The following is a 20,203-nucleotide window of genomic DNA, read 5'->3' on the forward strand; positions in this document are numbered from 1 at the left end:
TCCCCTGATTTAAGTTACATTTGGACGTTGAACAAGTTTCCAATCTTGTAGACTACATCATCTGTATCAGCATTAATGCTCGCGGCCTCATTGATATTCGAGATACTTTGAAGCGCCTCAATGTTGGCATTGTATCCGATCGTGTAAATGGGAACCTTGTAGTTCTCAATTAACCCCTTAATATCTTTGAGCGAATGACCCTCATTCGTATCACCATCACTTAAGACAAAGATGATAGGCTTAATATTGGGGTTAATCGCTACTTCATCTTGAAGCATTTTCAAAGCCACAACGATTCCATCAAATGTTGCCGTACCTCCACTGGCTTGAAGGCTGTTGACCGTTCCAACAAACATGGACTGCTGGTTTGTGTCGTATTTTCCAATAGGGAGATTGATGGTTACACCACTTGAATAGGAGACAAGGCCGATACTGTTATCTTTTCCTAGATACTTTTGACCCTTCAAAAGGGACTCTTTCAAGCGGTTCAGAGGTTCACCTGCCATACTTCCGGAAACATCGGTAACGAACACTGCCGCAATGGGTTTACTTCCGTTCTTCTTTTCTTTCCACAACTTCTGTGCAGAAGACAGGAGACTACCCTCGACTACTGCAACTTCCGATTTATAGTCATCTAGATTATTGAATCCATTTTTCTTCGCCAAATCCTGATATTGTGCTTGCTCGACGAATTCAGCAAACTTCGTAATGATATCTAACTTTTCTTTGGGCACCTCACCTAACGCGTACAACGGACTGTCATGTCTTACACCAAATGGCGTGAAGACATAAGCATCTTTTAAGTCTGTAGCATTTATATAGGTTTGGTACTCCAGCACAAACCCGTCAAGCATACCTGACTTCGCTGCTTCACGCATTTGTATAGTCGTAGATGCAATGAAAGGTACATTGGCTTGAAATTTTTCAAACCCCTGAACGGCTTTATCTCCTAAGATATTAGTGCTATCGAACGTATTAAGGGCTGTGACAAGAAAGTTCAACCCTGTGGAACTAGCGAACGGATCTGTATACCCCATCGAGAACTCGTTATTCGCGATCGCCTCGGTAACTGTTTTGACATTCACCGACCCATAGGTATCTACTAGGGCATCATATTTGGCCTTTACTATGACAATACCGGGAACATTCCCGACGAGACGCTTAGATACAATCTCCGTCTTAACACCACTCGCTTTTACCATTTCACCCCATAACTCGTTAGAAGGTGTATAAGCGTCGGGTACATATTTACCGGATTTGATATAATCTGCCGCTGTTCCGGAAGCGATATTCCGTATCTTAACAGACGCAGCGTTCCCGTTAATAACAATATTAGCTTTGTTGAACTCGGTCGCTACTTCAGTCAACCATCCGTCGATACCCGTACCCGATTTCTCAGTGGAGGAGAAGATCTCTACGAAATGATCCGTCGTGTTCTCTACAGTTATAGGAAACTTAGAAATATCCGGCAACGACTCAGCAACATCAGCTGGATTTAGATCGATCTGACCTTTTACTGGCGTCTCCGTAGTGATCGAGATATTAGAGTAAAGCTTGCTTAATTGCTTATTTGCGTCTTCCGAAGTTACTTGAGTTTCTGTTTTCCCAAAATTTGAGGTCAGATTTACTCCGAAATACACAAGGGCGAACACGAATACAACGAGAATAACGGATATTAGGAAAAATTTACTCTTCTTTGCCATTCTTTGCACCTCTCACTGTTTATAATATTTTGTTTGCTTAATTAACGAGTCTATTTCTTGCATGCAAGGCATACTTTCTATATCGCCTGGTTCTAAACTATCTAAGCGTGATATCTCTAACAGCAACTTATCCAGCTTCAACAAAATCTCTTCATTAGTACCTATAGAACTTTTCACAAAAGACAAATACTCGTTATAAACGTTTTTCTTTTCTTGAAGAAGCTCACTTGAAAACTGTGTTACATTAGGATTCATAACTCTCTTGAACTCCGACTCGTCAAAAACATTAAGCCTATTCAGTACACTTCTTACGTTAAGGTAAAATAGCTTTTCTACCTCTTGAATGACCGAGGCAAACTTCTTGTAACTTAACTCTGCCGGATCAAATCTCTGATTTAGAACATTTAACAAAGTCTCATTCTTCTTCTGTATTCGCTCCAACTGTTCTACAGCATGAGTCATATCATGCTCCAGTACTCTTACACGTCTATAGTGTGTTAATGCTTCAACGTAGTCCTCATGCGTTTTAATTTGTTTTACAGGTATCACTACGGGTGGCTTAAACAATAGGACATAACTTCCGTAAATTAGCACTAGCGCACTGGCGAATAGTAATGTTACACCAATGGCTGTTGTGAGAGCACTTTCGCCTATTTTCACCCCCATAAATCCGGGCGAGAGCACTAGAATATTTAATACCACCACACTTAAAATGACTCCTAGTAACTTTATGTATTTTGTATTAGTCAATAATGATACCTCCTCTACGTCCAGTAGGAATACTTATATGTTAATTTAGTGAACGCCTAATATTCATACGGTTTTATTGCGTCATGACCTTGTTATCGGACATATGACATTGTATTGATCTGAGCATTTTAGTATATCTACGTAATATTTCCGGTTTGGTAACAACCAAAGTCCCAATCGACTCTATAATGTACATCATACTTACTATCTGTATTTCACACGTAATGACACTATAACATGAAAATTTTACCTCATGTCACAATTTCGTGACAATTATTCATTGAGAAATCACCCAACTCATCCCTTCATCCCTTCACAAGCTTATTTATCATGCTAGTATGGCTTATCGTTTATTAACAGCAATCCGCTAAAAAAAGCAGATACACCAAGGTATCTACTAAGGGCGTAGTTTATTAAAGTTAACCATGCAATCTCTAATGTTGATTATACGTCAATCTCTCTAAACTGTTAAATACTTGCGTATTACCTCATCATTAAGTGATTCAAATTCGCCTTCCCAAGCAATAGCGCCCTTCTCCAGCACGTAAAAGTAATCACCAACACTTTTCACGAACTCAAGGCTTTGCTCTACTAGCAGAATAGATGTCTTGCCATCCTGCTTAATCGAGCGGATAACATCACGAATATCATCTACGATCGACGGTTGAATACCCTCACAAGGCTCATCAAGCAGAAGGACCTCCGGTTTTGAAGCGAGCGCCCTTGCGAATGCCAACTGCTGCTGCTGACCACCGCTCAAATCACCACCTCGCCGATTATACATCGTCGGCAGCACAGGAAATTTAGCGAGAGCTTCCTCCGGTATGTTATCGACCTTTACCTTAGTGGCTTCAAGCCCGAGCAGTAGGTTCTCATAAACGGATAGTTGCGAGAATATTTCACGACCCTGCGGCACATATCCGATACCGCTCTTCGCGCGAAGCCCAGGCGCCTTCTTCGTTAAATCGGAACCGTTGTACGATATGGAACCTTCTCGTGCTTTCAGCAGCCCCATAATACTTTTCATAAGTGTTGTCTTTCCAACACCATTGCGGCCGAGCAAGCAAACGACCTGCCCCGGCTTGACCTTGAGTGAAACGTTCCGCAGAATAGTACTTTCCCCGTACCCCGTCTCAAGCTGTTGAACGGCTAACATCGGTATCCCTCCTTTTCCCTAGATACACTTCAGCTACTCGTTCATCGCCCTGCACTTCGTCCATTGAGCCTTCCTTCAGTAATTTCCCCTCATGCATGACAGTAACCTTGCTGGCAAAGTTCCGAACAAACTCCATATCATGCTCCACTACTACAACTGAACGCTTACGAGCTATTTCATGCAGTAATTCGCCGGTTTTATCCGTTTCTTTGTCTGTCATCCCTGCAACAGGCTCATCTAATAACAATATCTCCGGCTCTTGCAGAAGCATCATCCCAATTTCAAGCCATTGTTTCTCGCCATGAGACAACCCGCCGGCACGCCAGTCCGACTTATTGTGCAATCCAATCATATGCAGTTGACTATGAATACGATCCTTTTCCTCGGTATGCATTGTAGCGAACATGGTGGCGAATACAGTGCGCTTCTGGCGCATGGCAATTTCCAGATTCTCCATTACCGACATCGTTGGAAAAATAGAAGGTGCTTGAAACTTGCGTCCAATACCCAACTCTGCGATCTGATGTTCTTTTTTACGCGTAATATCAATTTTGTCCCCAAATGTAACGCTACCCGCAGACGGTCTGACTTTACCGCAAATGACATCAAGCATGGTTGTTTTCCCAGCACCATTAGGACCAATTAGAAAACGAAGTTCCCCCTTGAGGAGATTTAAACTCATGCCTTGTACCGCCTTAAAACCGTCAAATTCAACCGTTACATCATCACACTGCAGGATTGCGGACTCCTTCATGTTGCGGTTCCCTCCTTTTTCTACGGAACTTCAATTGACTTACTAGACCAGCAACTCCTCGCGGCATAAAGACAACCACCACTACGAACAATAATCCCATAAATAACGTCCAACCTTCTGGATAAGCGGTGCTAAACTCACTCTTTGCCCAGTTCATTAGAATAGCCCCAAGTGCTGCTCCAATAAGCGTTCCCCGGCCACCGATGGCAACCCATAGAACCATTTCAATAGAAGGCATAATACCGAGCATAGACGGAGAAATAATGCCAACATGGAGGACAAAAAGCATCCCTGCGAGTCCAGCAATGGCTGCTGATATAGTGAAAATAACCGTCTGATAGATCGCTGGATTATATCCGATAAACCTGACGCGATTCTCACCATCCCGAATTGCCCGTAGGACTTTGCCAAACCGGCTTCCTATAACAAATCGGCAAAATACGAAGGTGCCAATGAGAGCGATAACCGTGATCCAGTAAAACATGCGCTTCGTATCAGGTGATCCAAGCGAGAAGCCAAGTAGTGTAGAAAATCCGGTGACTCCGTTTGTTCCCCCTGTGTAAGCTTGTTGACCGATCAACAGAGTTGTCGTAATAATGACAAGCGCCTGTGTCAATATCGTGAAATATACGCCACGAATGCGGTTGCGGAATGTTACGTAGCCAAGAATCATTGCCAACAACGCCGGAATTAAAATGCCCATGGCTACAGCGAATGCAAGATTCTCGAAGGGTTTCCAGAAGAACGGAAGCTCCTTGAGCCCACTCCAGCCCATAAAATCAGGTGGTTTCCCTCCACTTGATTCAAGCTTCAAATACATTGCCATTGCATAGGCGCCAAGTCCAAAAAAAATGCCATGGCCTAAGCTCAAAATGCCTGTATACCCCCATATAAGATCAAGCCCCAATGCTACGATTGCAAAAGCTAGAAATTTCGCCAGCAAGTTAAGCCGAAAATCGCTGATAAACAACGGCGCCGAGAATAATACCGCTGCTGCAGTTACGTAACCGACAAGTATCCAGATTCGCTGTCGTGTCAACTTTTTTAGCTGCATGAGTAAACTCCACCTTCCGTTATGTTGGATCCAACCTCACCTAGTCTAGGGAGCGTGTGCGCATTGCAACTAACCCCATTGGCTTCCACTGAAGGAATGCAACGATACATACAAACACAAGCACCTTGCCGAGCGAAGCGTTCGTCCAATATTCAAACAATGTATTAAACATCCCAATTCCCGTAGCGCCCATGACTGTTCCCACGAGCTTGCCGACACCGCCGAGCACAACGACCATAAAGGCATCGACAATATAATAGGTACCAAGAGATGGACCAATCGGACCTAATAGTGTAAGTGCACAGCCTGCAATACCAGCAATACCCGAGCCTATGGCAAACGTCATCGCATCTACACGGCGTGTCGATACACCAAGGCAAGCGGCCATATCGCGATTTTGCATGACCGCCCGCATTCTTCTGCCCTCATGGCTGCGGTAAATGTAAAAGTACATCGCAACGAGGCAGGCAACAACAAGTGCGATAATGAAAAGACGCTTATAAGGCAGTAGTGTACCGTCCATAATTCGCAATCCACCATCCAACCAAGTGGGACTTTTCACCGCAACGTTCGGTGCGCCGAAAAACGTTCGTGCCAATTGTTGCAGTACGAGCCCAACACCCCAGGTCGCAAGAAGGCTATCAAGCGGTCTTCCATACAAAAATCGAATAAGCGACATTTCAAGTAAAAGTCCGAAAATAAAGGCTACTCCAAAACTTACAGGTATCGCCAGTACGAAATACCAGTTGAATAGTGATTCTGGCAAATAATCCTTAAACAAATTTTGAGTCAAGTAAGTGGCGTATGCACCTATCATAATTAACTCGCCATGTGCCATGTTAATAACCTTCATAAGTCCAAATGTGATGGCCAGCCCTAAAGCGACAAGCAGCAAAATTGAGCTAATGCTGAGTCCATTAAAGAGCTGAAGTAGAAATACATCCATGTGACCACTCCCCTCGCAGGCCTTCATGAACATGGAGGGAGAATTCGATCCTAACGAATTCTCCCTCCAAGCATTGCTGCGAATTAATGTCTACCTTTTAATTTTTTTATTTGGAAATGTTAGCCGCCCATTCATAGCCCTTTAGGAATGGGTCCGGCTTAACCACCGTTCCTGAATTCCATAGTTCTTTAAATTGACCATCTGCTTGAACCTCACCGATCCGTACCGTTTTATAAATATGCTGTGTCTCTCCATCAATTTTCACCTTGCCTTCGGGTGCGTCCCATTCGAGTTCCTTCGCCGCTTCTTTCACCTTATCTACGTCAATGGAACCGGCTTTTTCTACAGCTGCCGCCCATAAATAGACTGCCGTATAACCTGCTTCAATGGGATCTGCTGTCACGCGGTTGTCTCCGTATTTCTTTTTATAGTTTGCAACAAACGTTGTATTCATAGGCGTATCCGTCGTTTGGTAGTAGTTCCATGCTGTAAGATGACCTTCCAGTACATCAACGCCAATACCACGAATTTCTTCTTCGGCTACCGAAACTGAAAGCGTCGTAAGGTCTTGAGCTGTAATACCTGCATCCTTCAGTTGCTTGAAGAATGCAACGTTACTATCGCCGTTAAGCGTGTTATATACCACATCCGGTTTTGCTTCTTTAATCTTACTGATAATCGTGCTGTAATCCGTATGGCCGAGCGGTGTGTACTCTTCACCTACCAGCTCACCACCTTCTGCTTTCAACTGCTCTTTAATGATGAGATTTGCCGTTCGCGGGAATACGTAATCCGAACCGAGAAGGTAAAACTTTGTGCCCCGATTTTCAAGCAGCCAAGAAACCGAAGGGACGATCTGTTGGTTTGTGGTTGCCCCCGTATAAAAGATATTTGGCGAGGACTCAAGTCCTTCATATTGAACGGGATACCAGAGTAAGCCGTTTAATTCTTCAAATACTGGTAACATCGCTTTCCGGCTGGCAGACGTCCATCCACCAAAAACGGTGGCAACTTTATCCTCAGAAATTAGCTTACGCGCTTTCTCAGCAAAGGTCGGCCAATCCGAAGCGCCGTCTTCAAGAACAGGCACAATTTGTTTACCAAGCACGCCACCTGCAGCGTTAATTTCCTCGATTGCCATCACTTCAGCATCTATTACCGAGACTTCACTGATTGCCATGGTACCGCTTTGCGAGTGAAGAATCCCTACTTTAATTTCCCCATCTGCAGCTGTCTCCGTATTCACTGCTTCTGTCGGCGTGTTAGCCGTTTTATTCGTTGATGTCGCGTTGTTGTTTCCCCCACATCCAGCCAATACGATACTCAATGCCACCAACAATAAGCTAGATTGAAAAAATAACCTCTTCTTCATCTCTCCACTCCCCAATTATTCTATTTTTTATAAATACCCGAACATTTGGATTAAATTCCCATTGTTTGTTCGCGTCTCCATTATAGTTTGGTAATATTTTATATGTCAACATATTTAACATATATTTTTATTTATTTGATAAATTAACTCTGAATTGTGATATTTATGGTGATTCGCACATAAATAATGTTACATAACATTACACATTTACTCGAATTCATTAGTGATACGGTAATTGCGTCATGTTTATTTTCATCATTTCTTGAATACAGTCATGAGAAAGTCCTATCCGCACTTCTTATATCCAATCCGTTGACATCACATCCACACCTATTTATCCAGATTCGGAGATGCTAATTATTCCACCTACCTCGAATATATATGTAATATATAATGTCATATAACTAGCAATCATACCGATGCAGTCACTATATTCAAGTTACATGTTAGATATCCTAACAAAAATACATTGACCAAACTGGATTATTATGATAAATTTTCAACATTATATGCTACGCGTTATTCAAACCTCCCATCCTTAATCGTCTTGAGAATACACGTATGCCCATGAAATCAACCTGCTAAGGGTCAGAAGGAGTTGTGTTATTTATGCACTTAACCGTACAAGAACGAGAGAAGCTATTGATGTATCTTGCCGCCGATATGGCTCAGAAACGACTCGCTAGAGGTGTAAAGCTGAACTATCCTGAATCCATCGCCCTTATTGCTGGGTTCGTCATCGAAGGCGCACGTGATGGCAAAACCGTCCGTTCCCTTATGGAAGAAGCAAGGCATGTTTTAACAGCCGAGCAAGTCATGGATGGCGTTGCAGAACTCTTAAGCGAAGTCCAAATCGAAGCTACTTTTCCCGATGGTACGAAGCTCGTTACAGTTCATGACCCGATTGAAGGACGTACAGGTGCTTTGACTCCTGGCGAGTATGAGTTTGCCGACGATCCTATCGTCTTACTACCGAATCGTCAGCGCATAACTCGTACGGTTACCAATAAAGGCAGTCGCCCAGTTCAAGTTGGATCGCATTTCCACTTCTTTGAATCCAACCCAGCCCTCTCTTTCGAACGAGAAGGAACGCAAGGTTACCGTCTCGATATTCCATCAGGCCTATCGGTTCGAATTGAACCTGGTGAAACACAAGAAATTGAACTCGTAGAAATTGGTGGTTCGAAAGAAATTCACGGCTTCGCCGGCTTGATGAACGGGAGGATCGAATAATGAAAACTATTGATCGCGCTACCTATGCAAGCATGTATGGCCCTACTACAGGAGATCGTATTCGACTGGCTGATACATCACTGAAAATTGAGATTGAAAAAGACTTTACCGTTTATGGTGATGAGTGTGTTTTTGGTGGAGGAAAAACGGTTAGAGATGGCATGGGGCAACATCCTCTTGCGACACGCAGTGAGGGTGTTCTCGATACCGTGATTACAAACGTTGTTATTATGGATACTTGGGGAATTGTCAAAGCAGATATCGGTATCAAGGATGGACTTATTAGCGGGATTGGCAAATCAGGGAATCCACTTATGATGGATGGTGTTACGCCTAACATGTACATTGGCGTAGGCACGGAGGTCATCTCTGGCGAGAATCTGATTGTTACAGCTGGCGGTGTTGATAGCCATGTGCATTTCATATCTCCGCAACAGATAGAGATTGCCCTACAAAGCGGTGTTACAACGATGATTGGCGGAGGTTCAGGCCCAGCTACAGGCACACTAGCCACGAACTGTACGTCAGGAGTCTGGCATATAGAGCGTATGTTACAAGCCACCGATTCATTGCCAATGAACTTCGTAATGCTTGGACGTGGGAATAGCTCGCGACCAGAGGCTTTGAACGAACAAGTGCTAGCGGGCGTAGGAGGACTCAAAATTCATGAGGACTGGGGAAGTACACCTTATGTCATCGACAAGTGTCTGACTGTTGCTGAACAATATGATATACAAGTGAATATTCATACCGACACGCTAAACGAAGCGGGTTACGTCGAAGACAGTCTTCGGGCGTTCAACGGTCGTGCCATTCATACATATCATACTGAAGGTGCTGGCGGTGGTCACGCCCCGGATCTGCTGCGTGTTGCATCAATGCCCAATATTCTACCTTCTTCAACAAGTCCAACTATGCCGTATACACGGAATACTCTAGATGAACACATGGATATGCTTATGATCTGCCATCACCTCGACCCACGAATTCCTGAAGATGTAGCATTTGCAGCCTCTCGTATTCGAGCAACAACCATAGGCGCAGAAGATATTTTGCATGATATTGGCGCGATTAGCATGACAAGTTCCGATTCTCAGGCTATGGGACGCGTGGGAGAGGTCGCAGCAAGAACATGGCAGACAGCCGACAAAATGAAAAAACAACGCGGTTCTCTATCAGGCGATAGTCAGGCTGATAACAATCGAGTTAAACGATACATCGCTAAATACACTATTAATCCTGCAATTACACATGGCATCTCTCGATATGTCGGATCCATTGAAGTGGGCAAGATGGCTGATTTGGTATTATGGAAGCCCGCATTTTTTGGTGCGAAACCTGAGTTCGTAATTAAAGGCGGTATGATTATTCATAGTGCGATGGGCGATCCCAACGCATCCATCTCAACCCCACAACCATATATGTATAGACCCATGTTCGGTAGTTACGGCAAAGCTCGTTCCGCTACGTGCGCAACATTCGTTTCGCAAGCATCCTTGAGCGCAGGTAACTTAGGTGCGCTTGGACTCACTAAACAGCTCAAGCCTGTTGTGAACTGTCGGACTGTAACGAAGAGAGATATGATCTTAAATGGAGAAACGCCAGAGATTCTGGTTAATCCAACGAATTACAGCGTATCTGTAAACGGGGAGACTCTCCTCTGCCATCCCGTTGATGAACTTCCTTTGGCACAACGCTATTTTCTATCCTAAATAAACACAAGGACTTCAATCTAATCATTGAAGTCCTTGTGTTTTCTATCTTATATTAATGGATACATCGCATCTTCAACGTTTGTCGATGAACGTAATGACACACACGTATCGCTTAAATCCAGCCTCGCTCATGCGCTTTCTCGGTGGCCTGTTGTCGGGTCTCTACCTCTAGCTTCTGAATAGCTAAAGACAAGTAGTTTCGTACTGTTCCGTCTGTTAGAAATAAGCTTTTTGCAATTTCTTTGGTCGTCAGCCCCTCTTGTGCCATTCGCAATACGTCCGTTTCACGCTCAGTGAGTGGATTTTCTTCCTTTAAAAATAGAGCCGCTGCTAAGTCCATACTAATGACCCGCTCACCAGCCATGACCTTACGAATGGATTCAATTAAGAAATCGATGGGTTCATCTTTTAATAAGTAGCCCTCCACCTTCAAATCCATAGCTTGTTGCAAAAAACCAGGGCGGGCATAGGTGGTCACTATCATTATTTTTGACGAGCACCGTAATGCTCTGAGTTTCTTGGCAATTTCAAGACCTGTAAGTACTGGTATTTCGATATCTAACAAACAAACATCCGGTTCATGTTGCTGGATAGCCTCCCATGCTGATTGTCCATCCGCTGCTACTCCTACGACTTCAATGTCATCCTCTAAGGATAATAAAGACGTTAATGCCTCTCGAAGAAGTTTCTGATCTTCTGCTATCACGACACGTATCACGCTTGTTATATCCTCCCATTGCTCGTCAGTGGAACCTTTAAGGTAAGCGTAGCTCCATTGTTCGGTGGTGTAATATGTAATTCGCCTTGTAGCATGGCCATTCGTTCTCGAATGGATTGAATACCGTTCCCATGACCTTCCTGTAGGTTGCCATTTCCATCATCGCTCACTTGAATAACATAATGATCATCTTGCGTGTATTGCTTGATTGTACATTGTTGGGCTTCGCTATGTTTAATAATATTGGTAATGGTTTCTCTGACAGACAGTGCGAGCATCGTTTCAGCCACATTGGTTAACAAAGGTAATGGGTTAGACTCTTTATTCATCATGACTAGATCAATCTCAGCCTTCTCCAAAATATCCCTCGATAACTCAATCTCTTTCTCAAGGGATATAAATTTCATATCGGTGACCAGTTCTCTCACTTGCTTTAATGCATGACGAGAGGTGTTCAAAATATCATTTAGTTCATGCTTAGCCTTCTCTGGATTCTTATCCACCAGTCTTATTGTCAACTCACTCTTTAATTTAATCATCGTCAACGTTTGTCCTAGTGTATCGTGAAGATCCCTAGCAATCCGGGTCCTTTCCGCCTCTTGGATATAACGTTCAAGCTGAGCATTCGCGATATCCAGCTTCTCTTTCAAGAAATTAGCCTTCGTTCTTGTATAAATAACGATGGGTGTGGCAAGCTGGGCGATAAGATTTGGAAAATACGTGGGTGCGAACATACTCAACGGACTACCCTCATTGATCCAACAGAACACTAGAAACATAACAATGATGCCAGCCATCCCTACACTGATAATCCACTTTTGATAAGCTCTACCAAGCAGATTTGCAAAGACAAATCCATATATTAATAGCCAATTATCAACGTACATGCTAAGTGCTACAATGAGTAGGCAACCTGCAAGACTAGACAAGAGCAGACGCCAATCCCGATACCACAAGCCAATATAATAGCAACCTACAAATAATCCGATGACTAATAGTTTGACAGTAAAATGAATGGCCCAATCTGAAATGACAACACGATATATTAGAAAGATTACAGCAATGATATCGATAAATAAATATTTTTCAATCTGATCTGCAGGGTAAATCTTCTTCAACGTCATTAGATGCACACCTAATTTCTATAATCATTCTACTTCTCTACCTCATCCGTTTCTTCATCGTTTGCTTAATAGATTAGAAGTAAATCTTCGTACTGATTCCATCGGACCGTACTTAAAGCGCTTCAGCCATAGGGAAGCAAATAGTACCTGGAAATAGCTTATAACAAGCCATATAAACACAATCGTTACGGAGTCAACTTTGCCGCCAAGACCGAAACCCCATCCATAGAAAATGACCGTAGCAATTACATTTTGCATTACATAACAGCTGAGTGACATTTTACCGATATGCTCGAGTCTATCCCACAGCCAGAGCTTCTGAAATGTTTCTACTAATTTAGCAATCAATGCGATATATCCGAGCGAAAGAATAGGTGCAAATAAATAACGGACGGGAAAATCAAAGTAGCCGCCTGGCACGAAAATTAGTAAATTCAACGGAATACCTATGTATAGCCCAAATTGAAGTAGTTTCTTTCTTTTCTTTCTCCCATTCTCATCCGCAGCAAACGTCCCAGATCTCATTAAACGAATCCCTAGTAGAAAAAGAAAAATGTTCATCGGAATCACGAAAATGGCTTCAAAACGTAGCATAACAAAATTTGTTAAGCGTTCCTGTACTTGCTGGATCCAGCTGCCATCTCTATATAATAATACAGTCTCGTTCATATCTCCTAAAGAAATATTAGCTCCGGTTAGACCCAGATAGATTCCAAGAACCAATACTAGGAGCATCATTACCCCATGCAGTCCGCCAACAATCTTCATCACGCGTCGCATGAGGGGATCACCGCCTTTTATAATAAAAGCTACAATGATCGCTGTTACACCATAGCTCATCAGAATATCATATTCCATTACTAGAGTGAAGTGGATGAATCCTTCCACCATAAGTATTATGGATGTCCATATATATACGCCAGGCCAAGCAATTCCTCTTTGTAAGGTCTGCTGATACTTCATCTCAAGCCCTACGCCGAACATGATGGTTAATAAGCCAAGGAGTTTTCCATTAACTATAAACAACACGAAGCTTCTTACACAATCTTGGAAAGAACCCCGCCACGCATGCTGGTTAAAGGAAAATATATAGTTCAAATCCCCCAGATGTGCCATTATCCAAATATTAGTTCCAAGCGTTCCCAATACAGCAAAGCCTCTCAGTATATCTAGCAAGCGAATTCTACTGCTATCTCTCTCCATTGCGTCAATCATCCCTTCATTCAGTAAGTATATTCATTCTAATCCCTGAACGGATGGGTACGATATTCACAGCAGTCAGTATCTTTATATGACACTGTCATATGGAGAACATTATGAGTAACTGTAATGAACTTCATTTAAGCTAAATGACCATCTCTACGATAAGAAATAAGTTCAATGAGACAACGATGCCTGCAATGATCCAAGCTACAACTTTAGTGAATCGATGATTGGCAAGCTCTCCCATTATCTTTTTATTGTTTGTAAATAGTATGAGTGGAATCAAGGCGAATGCAATACCAAAGGATAATACCACCTGGCTCATAATTAGAGCTTTTGTAGCGTCAACGCCACTCCAAATGATGGCCAGAGGGGGAATCGTTGTAATTGCTCTACGTAGATATAGATTAATACGTTTATTGATAAAACCTTGCATGACAACATCTCCGGCCATCGTCCCAACAGAAGCGCTCGCCAAACCAGCAATAAGTAGGCTGAGCCCAAACAGTATTGACGAAAAAGGTCCAACTAATTGTCCAAATTGATGAAAAGCTACCTCTAAATCCTCTACATCCAGACCATTTTTGAAGAATAATGCCGCAGAAATGATCACCATAGCCAAATTTACTGCCCCAGCAATTGCCATAGCAAAGACGATGTCGAATAACTCCATTTTATAAATTCGTTTTTTCTCACGAGCATTTCGTCCAACAATTCTGTTTTGTGTGAGTGATGAATGAAGATAAATAGCATGTGGCATGACTGTCGCTCCAAGAATTCCAGCAGCAAGTATAATACTGTCTACCCCTTGAAACCTTGGTGTTACCATACCTGCGGCCATAGCACCGATATCAGGCTTAGATAAGATGACTTGAAAAGCAAAGGCCAATGCAACAATGAAGATCATTGCACTGATACCTGCTTCAAGTGTACGTACTCCGCGGCGTTGTAATTCCAGAATAGCGAAGGATCCAATGGCTGTAATAAAAGCTGCCAACAACATAGGAATATCAAACAGTAGGTAAAGTCCTAATGCTGCTCCTATAAATTCAGCTAAGTCTGTAGCAATGATTACTAATTCGCTCTGAATCCACAGAAATAAGGAGACTTTCTTAGGAAACCGTTCACGGGCTACTTCTGGAAGGTTCATCCCAGTGGCAATTCCAAGTTTGGCGGATAAAGATTGAATTAAAACTGCCATTAAATTAGAAAATACAATGACCCATAACAAAAGATATCCATATCGTGAGCCAGCTGTAATATTTGTGGCAAAGTTACCTGGATCCAGGTAGGCAACAGAAGCTATAAACGCAGGACCAAGGAATGGCAGTAGCTTTGACAATCCTTTGCCTCCTCCCCGCAAGATCAATTCAGTATTTAGTGTTTCCCGTTGCTTATCAATTATGATTTGATTTTCATTTTTAAGATTTAATTGTCCAGACATAGAAGTTCCTCCAACATTATTTTTTGTCCTCGTGCAATTATTTTTACCTAATGCAAATTTTAGTTGATTATATTCCTATAATCTTAAATTGTAAACAGATGATATCAGATATTGACTCCAATAATGAAAAGGAGCCTTTTCTACATCTCGTGCAAATTTAGTACCTCTGAAACCTTGACGAAATTATAAACAAATGATATATTAGCTCTCGGTTAAATACTTTATCAGTTAATTATTTAGTAGTTAACTAAATTTTTATGGATTACGTTAATTTCCGTTTTGATGATCTAGGAGGTTAAATTTTGACTGAAAATGAAGAGTTTTATGAAATCTCTTCCATGTTCAAGACACTATTAAAAGGAATTACCCAAGACTGGAATAAACAAGGGCACGAATTAAGTATTACACAATGTAAGACGCTTTATCGCTTATCCCAACACGGTCCACAAAAAGTATCCCAGCTTGCCAGTTCTCTCAGCTTTACTTCTGCGGCAATCACGGGTATAACAGACCATTTGTTTGCAGAAGGATACGTGAATAAAGAGCGCGCAGAGAGTGACCGAAGAGTTGTTAATATTACGATCACCAAGAAAGGAGAAGAAATGGTTCTTGGGCTAAGGGAAAACCAACGAGAACTTATGGGATCATACTTTAAAATACTGCCCAGTGAAGATATTGAGCATTTGAGAAGGATCTTCACAAAATTAATATCAGAGATTAAATAGATAAAATTAGAATAATGGTGGGGAAAAACCAAATGGAACATTTATCAAGCAAACGAAAACTTAGTATTATGATTGCTATTATGGCTGCAATGCTATTTGCGGCAATCAATCAGACCATTACAAGTACAGCCATGCCGCGCATAATCGCCATTCTAGATGGTATGGAATACTATACTTGGACCATTAATATTTACTTGCTTACATCAACGATTGCTACGGTCCTTGTTGGTAAGCTGTCAGATATGTTCGGACGCAAACCGTTTCTGTTAGCAGGTATTCTGCTATTTATGATAGGAGCTTTTCTAACAGGTACTTCAACAGACGTTTATCAATTTATTATTTACCGCGGTATTCAAGGGATTGGAGCAGGTATTATCCAGTCCACAGCATTTACGGCTGTCGGAGATTTATTTCCACCACGTGAACGTGGTAAATGGATGGGCCTAATGATGGCAGTATTCGGTTTCTCTAGTGTGCTCGGACCCTCGCTCGGAGGATATTTGATTGACAATCTAGATTGGCATTGGTTGTTCTGGATCTTCCTTCCACTTGGTGTTGTTGCCTTCGTGATGATTCTTACCCTATTCCCTAAAGCCAAACGCGGAGAGTCGACCAGCATTGATTATCTAGGCTCCCTATTTATGACAACGACCATCGTCCCATTGCTTCTAGCCTTCACTTGGGCGGGAACGCAATATGCATGGGGATCTTCACAAATTATTGGACTTTTGGCAGGAACAGTCGTGTCGGCACTTATCTTCGTATATATTGAATCCAAAGCTAAAAACCCAATTTTACCGCTTCATCTGTTTAAAAATAACGTAGTGACGATATCCAATATTATTGGGTTTATCATGAACTTTGGTATGATGGGTGCTATGATTTATCTTTCCTTCTTCGTACAAGGTGTACTGGGCATTTCCGCAACCTACGCTGGATATGTAACTATGCCTATGTCAATCGTCATGGTTATCGCCAGCGCCATTACGGGGCAGATGATGGCTAAAAAAGGGAAATATAAACGTTATGCCTTGATTGGTATACCGATTATGATTGCGGGTATGTCGATTATGGTATTCATGAATAGTGTACCGATGGCAGTTCTTAGTATGACTGTATTTGGTCTTGGACTAGGACTAGGAATGCCTGTGTTCTCGCTGGCTACGCAAAATGCAGTTTCTCACGCAGAGTTGGGTGTAGCTACGGCCTCATCTCAATTATTCCGCAATCTCGGCGGTACAATCGGAATAGCTGTTATGGGTACGGTTATGTCAAATAATCTATCCAAAAACTTAAAAGATGCTTTGCAATCGGAGTCCGCACCTGATTTCTCTCAGATGGATCCAAAACTTGCTGAGCAAATGCTTTCTTTCGCTAATCCACAGGCGCTGATGAACAAGCCTTTGTTAGAGCAAACTCAGGCAAGTCTACCCGCTGATGTACAGCCTGTATTCTCACAAATGATTGATGCGATCCGTGATGCTTTAGGTCTGACGTTGTCGTCAGTGTTCTTGACAGGAACTGTCGTGCTTGTGGTTGCTTTTGTTCTTGTGTTCTTCCTGAAGGAACTACCACTTAGAACATCAAACCATATGCCTACTCCAGAGGAAGCGGAACAAGAAAAGAAAACTAATTCTTCTTCGCTTGCTATAGATAAACCTTAATATTAATACAGGGAAGCTGTTGTTCCCAGCGATATAAGGGAATAGCTGCCTACTATACAACAAGATAAAAAACCTGCAATCCGCCAATGGTTGAATTTGGCAAATTGCAGGTTTTTTATTATCCCATCTATAACCAATCAATTTAGTATACTAGTTTCTTTTTACTGTAGATCAAAGACTACATTGTTATCAGCTTAAGGAGAAATGATTTTAAATCAATGATCCGTAAATATTGGGGCTGCTGATCCGTTCCACTGATGATAAGGGGAACTAGCGATTCTGCTTGTCCTAGAGCTCCATGACCCCCTCCTCCTTTATGCGTGGGCGAGCTTCTGTCTGCCAATTCATAACCCGGCTTTGCAGTAACAACCAAGAATTCTCCAGGGTTAGAATGTAAGGCTCCAGTTAACCTTTGCAATGCATCAGGATACTGACCATAGTTCAATGTATGATTCTGAGCATTTATTTTCAAATCCAATACATCTGCATCTTGTTCGATCAGCCATTTTTGTTGATAAGGATCGATCAGTTTTCCATTCGCCTTGAATCTGATCTCTTTGGAGGAGTTACCTTGAATAGCGTATATCCACTCCTTTTCTTTCCATGAAATAATATCGACGCGAGGATCAGCTTTTAATACATTGGCTATGTCTTTTAACTTGTCCGCTTTAAGTTTATAGACATAAGCCATCGTTTCATTAACGGCAAGAACGACTTCTGTTTCCTTCGTTACTGCTTCACCCTGACGCAATACGTCATAGTCTTTTAAAATAGAAGGCAGATCGATAACCGGGTTATCTTTATCAGATAAAATTGGGGTCATCCCACTATCTCCAACGAGAATAAATATCGCTTTCTTCAAAGCTTCTTCCGGTGAACCAAAGCTTTGCAGTAATGTTTGAAGCTGTTTATCTACTTCCTTAACTCCATTAAGTTCCGAAGGACCATTTTTATGAATCTTTTGATCCAAATCAGGTAGATATACATATAAAAAATCGGGTAATTTATTTGCTTTCACTAAATAATTGACCGTTTCAATGGAAAATTGATTGTTTAAACCCATACGATGGGTTAAACCATCAGGCAGTTTCTGGATACCATCAAGCGGATCAGATAATGAGCCCAACGCTAAATAATCGGGTCCTTTTACAGCGATTTTTTTGGGCAAAGAGGTAGGACCCTGAATCCAAGCAGGAATGGATAACGTATGATCAAAGTTTCCCCGATAAATCAATCCGTTAATACTACCCGATTTCTTCCCACGTCGGGTCAAGTCTTCGTAAAGGGTTGGTACTTGTGGGTTTAAGTGACTACCGTTCAAGTTGACTAATGCATCAACCAATACCGTGTCAACTCCATGTTTGATGATCTCCATCGGACCAGTTCCATAATTGATGAGTTTCTTTTCTTTCGTCGAATACCAAGTCAAACCAGGCACGTGGTGCCCATTCGGATATGTTCCTGTAAGCAGAGAACTATCAATCGCCACGGACATAGTAGGAAAGGAACTAACCAGATCCTTATGATATTGACCATGTTCGATCAGATATTGTATGGTGGGAAGTTCTTTTTGCGCTATTCCTTTATCAATGGCTAGCGGCATTAAAGAATCGATCACCAATAAGATAACTTTCTTTGTATTCACTCCGTTTATGGATTTAACTCGGACTAAATCCTGTTCTTTATGTGCTGAGTCCTGTCTTTGGCATCCCAAAGCCATGATCAGTATCAAGATCACAAGCACATACAAACTCATTTTTTTCTTATTAATGAACATCACCCACCTGACTATAATGTGCCTATTATGTATATGCTGTGCCAGAATTCAACTTTTATACATCATTCATACAGAAGTAATTTGTATATTACGACTTCTGATAATGTGTCAACTTGATAAATCGGAATATACCCTGCTGTATGAACAGCCGACATAGGTGGTTATGTCGGCTACATGTAGGTATAGCTACTTAGCAATTTTATTTGTTGCTCAACTTATGGATGGACTCCCCGTCTACTAAAGGGCGATTCCTTACATACATTATGGCTACCATCCCTTTGATGAGCTCTCTCGATGCTTGCTGGTCACTTGCTGATTTGGCCCCGAATTTCACCATTCGGATGCTGCACGGTATGCACGTTAACGTAAGTGTTACCTCTGTCGATCTCCCGGACTAAATCAAGGAGAGTTTTACCTTGTAAAGGACCTACCAGATCACGCTTGGTCAGGACTCCTGTCACAACGCCACGTCTTACTGAAATACCAAATTTACTGGGTCCGAATAAAAATACAACAACGGGGCCATTTCGCCCCCTACGTCCAAGATGGATATGAGCTTGAGTAATCCGGGAGATATTATTGACGACAAGTCGGAATCTCAGTTGAGTGCCGTTAGCATTAAGATGAAAAACCGCATTCCCGGTAGCAATAGTTCTCACAGGCGGTACCTCGTTACGTCCATTTAAGATAGCTCTAAATTTTCTAATGATTTTCCACTCCTCTCTTTTCATTATTGTATTCAAATAAGAGAGATGCTGATTGTTTACTAGCCTGTATTTTTCACGACATAAATCAAAGGAATTTGCTTGCTTATAATCGATGAACGGAACAATTGTTCTGTTGTTGACACTTATTACAAACAGCC

General features: G+C 42.1%; 17 protein-coding genes. 4 read left to right on the top strand and 13 right to left on the bottom strand.

Features of this window, described 5'->3' with window-relative positions; all coding sequences use genetic code 11:
- Window positions 1–14 precede the first annotated feature (14 nt).
- The 7 genes from J2T13_RS09065 to urtA form a co-directional block, all read right to left on the bottom strand.
- Window positions 15–1,703: a VWA domain-containing protein gene (locus J2T13_RS09065; protein ID WP_429370439.1), complete on the bottom strand. Its 1,689-nt coding sequence runs from the start codon at window positions 1,701–1,703 to the stop codon at window positions 15–17.
- A gap of 12 nt (window positions 1,704–1,715) precedes the next feature.
- Window positions 1,716–2,453, bottom strand: coding sequence for a hypothetical protein (locus tag J2T13_RS09070; protein ID WP_429370441.1), 738 nt, complete (start codon window positions 2,451–2,453; stop codon window positions 1,716–1,718).
- Window positions 2,454–2,913: 460 nt separating this feature from the next.
- Window positions 2,914–3,609, bottom strand: coding sequence for an urea ABC transporter ATP-binding subunit UrtE (gene urtE, locus J2T13_RS09075; RefSeq protein WP_429370443.1), 696 nt, complete (start codon window positions 3,607–3,609; stop codon window positions 2,914–2,916).
- On the bottom strand, window positions 3,587–4,363 hold the full coding sequence (urtD, locus tag J2T13_RS09080) for an urea ABC transporter ATP-binding protein UrtD (protein ID WP_429370445.1): 777 nt from the start codon (window positions 4,361–4,363) through the stop codon (window positions 3,587–3,589). Before urtD ends, urtE begins: the two co-directional genes overlap by 23 nt.
- The gene (urtC, locus tag J2T13_RS09085) at window positions 4,335–5,417 is read right to left on the bottom strand and encodes an urea ABC transporter permease subunit UrtC (protein ID WP_429370447.1); all 1,083 of its coding nucleotides are present in this window, start codon (window positions 5,415–5,417) and stop codon (window positions 4,335–4,337) included. The genes urtD and urtC overlap by 29 nt, the downstream gene beginning before the upstream one ends.
- 40 nt (window positions 5,418–5,457) lie before the next feature.
- Entirely contained in the window at window positions 5,458–6,363 is a 906-nt protein-coding gene (gene urtB, locus J2T13_RS09090; protein ID WP_429370449.1) for an urea ABC transporter permease subunit UrtB, read from the bottom strand.
- 106 nt (window positions 6,364–6,469) lie between these two features.
- A complete protein-coding gene (gene urtA, locus J2T13_RS09095; RefSeq protein WP_429370451.1) occupies window positions 6,470–7,735 on the bottom strand; it encodes an urea ABC transporter substrate-binding protein in 1,266 nt (421 codons plus the stop codon).
- Between the two features lie 609 nt (window positions 7,736–8,344).
- Between urtA and J2T13_RS09100 the strand changes: the two genes are divergently transcribed.
- Complete coding sequence (locus tag J2T13_RS09100; RefSeq protein ID WP_429370453.1) at window positions 8,345–8,968, top strand: urease subunit gamma; 624 nt, start codon at window positions 8,345–8,347, stop codon at window positions 8,966–8,968.
- Entirely contained in the window at window positions 8,968–10,680 is a 1,713-nt protein-coding gene (gene ureC / locus J2T13_RS09105; protein WP_429370455.1) for an urease subunit alpha, read from the top strand. The genes J2T13_RS09100 and ureC overlap by 1 nt, the downstream gene beginning before the upstream one ends.
- A gap of 115 nt (window positions 10,681–10,795) precedes the next feature.
- On the opposite strand, the gene J2T13_RS09110 is transcribed toward ureC, so the two are convergent.
- The 4 genes from J2T13_RS09110 to J2T13_RS09125 all read right to left on the bottom strand — a co-directional run bounded on the left by J2T13_RS09110 (window position 10,796) and on the right by J2T13_RS09125 (window position 15,172).
- Window positions 10,796–11,401, bottom strand: coding sequence for a response regulator (locus J2T13_RS09110; protein ID WP_429370457.1), 606 nt, complete (start codon window positions 11,399–11,401; stop codon window positions 10,796–10,798).
- A 5-nt stretch (window positions 11,402–11,406) separates the two neighbouring features.
- The gene (locus J2T13_RS09115; RefSeq protein WP_429370458.1) at window positions 11,407–12,525 is read right to left on the bottom strand and encodes a sensor histidine kinase; all 1,119 of its coding nucleotides are present in this window, start codon (window positions 12,523–12,525) and stop codon (window positions 11,407–11,409) included.
- Window positions 12,526–12,579: 54 nt separating this feature from the next.
- Window positions 12,580–13,728 carry a DUF418 domain-containing protein gene (locus J2T13_RS09120; RefSeq protein WP_429370460.1) on the bottom strand — a complete coding sequence of 383 codons (1,149 nt, stop codon included), beginning with the start codon at window positions 13,726–13,728 and terminating at the stop codon, window positions 12,580–12,582.
- A gap of 142 nt (window positions 13,729–13,870) precedes the next feature.
- Window positions 13,871–15,172, bottom strand: coding sequence for an Nramp family divalent metal transporter (locus J2T13_RS09125; protein ID WP_429370462.1), 1,302 nt, complete (start codon window positions 15,170–15,172; stop codon window positions 13,871–13,873).
- Window positions 15,173–15,474: 302 nt separating this feature from the next.
- On the opposite strand from J2T13_RS09125, the gene J2T13_RS09130 reads away from it, so the two are divergent.
- Complete coding sequence (locus J2T13_RS09130) at window positions 15,475–15,897, top strand: MarR family winged helix-turn-helix transcriptional regulator (RefSeq protein WP_429370464.1); 423 nt, start codon at window positions 15,475–15,477, stop codon at window positions 15,895–15,897.
- A gap of 32 nt (window positions 15,898–15,929) precedes the next feature.
- Complete coding sequence (locus tag J2T13_RS09135; protein ID WP_429370466.1) at window positions 15,930–17,561, top strand: MDR family MFS transporter; 1,632 nt, start codon at window positions 15,930–15,932, stop codon at window positions 17,559–17,561.
- 178 nt (window positions 17,562–17,739) lie between these two features.
- Here the strand turns inward: J2T13_RS09135 and J2T13_RS09140 are convergent, their stop codons facing one another.
- The gene (locus J2T13_RS09140) at window positions 17,740–19,206 is read right to left on the bottom strand and encodes an alkaline phosphatase family protein (protein ID WP_429370468.1); all 1,467 of its coding nucleotides are present in this window, start codon (window positions 19,204–19,206) and stop codon (window positions 17,740–17,742) included.
- A 437-nt stretch (window positions 19,207–19,643) separates the two neighbouring features.
- Window positions 19,644–20,069: a CHRD domain-containing protein gene (locus J2T13_RS09145; RefSeq protein WP_429370470.1), complete on the bottom strand. Its 426-nt coding sequence runs from the start codon at window positions 20,067–20,069 to the stop codon at window positions 19,644–19,646.
- Between the last annotated feature and the right edge of the window lie 134 nt (window positions 20,070–20,203).

This window comes from Paenibacillus sp. DS2015 (genome assembly GCF_050433705.1).
In the GTDB taxonomy this organism is placed as follows: Bacteria; Bacillota; Bacilli; order Paenibacillales; family Paenibacillaceae; genus Paenibacillus_AQ.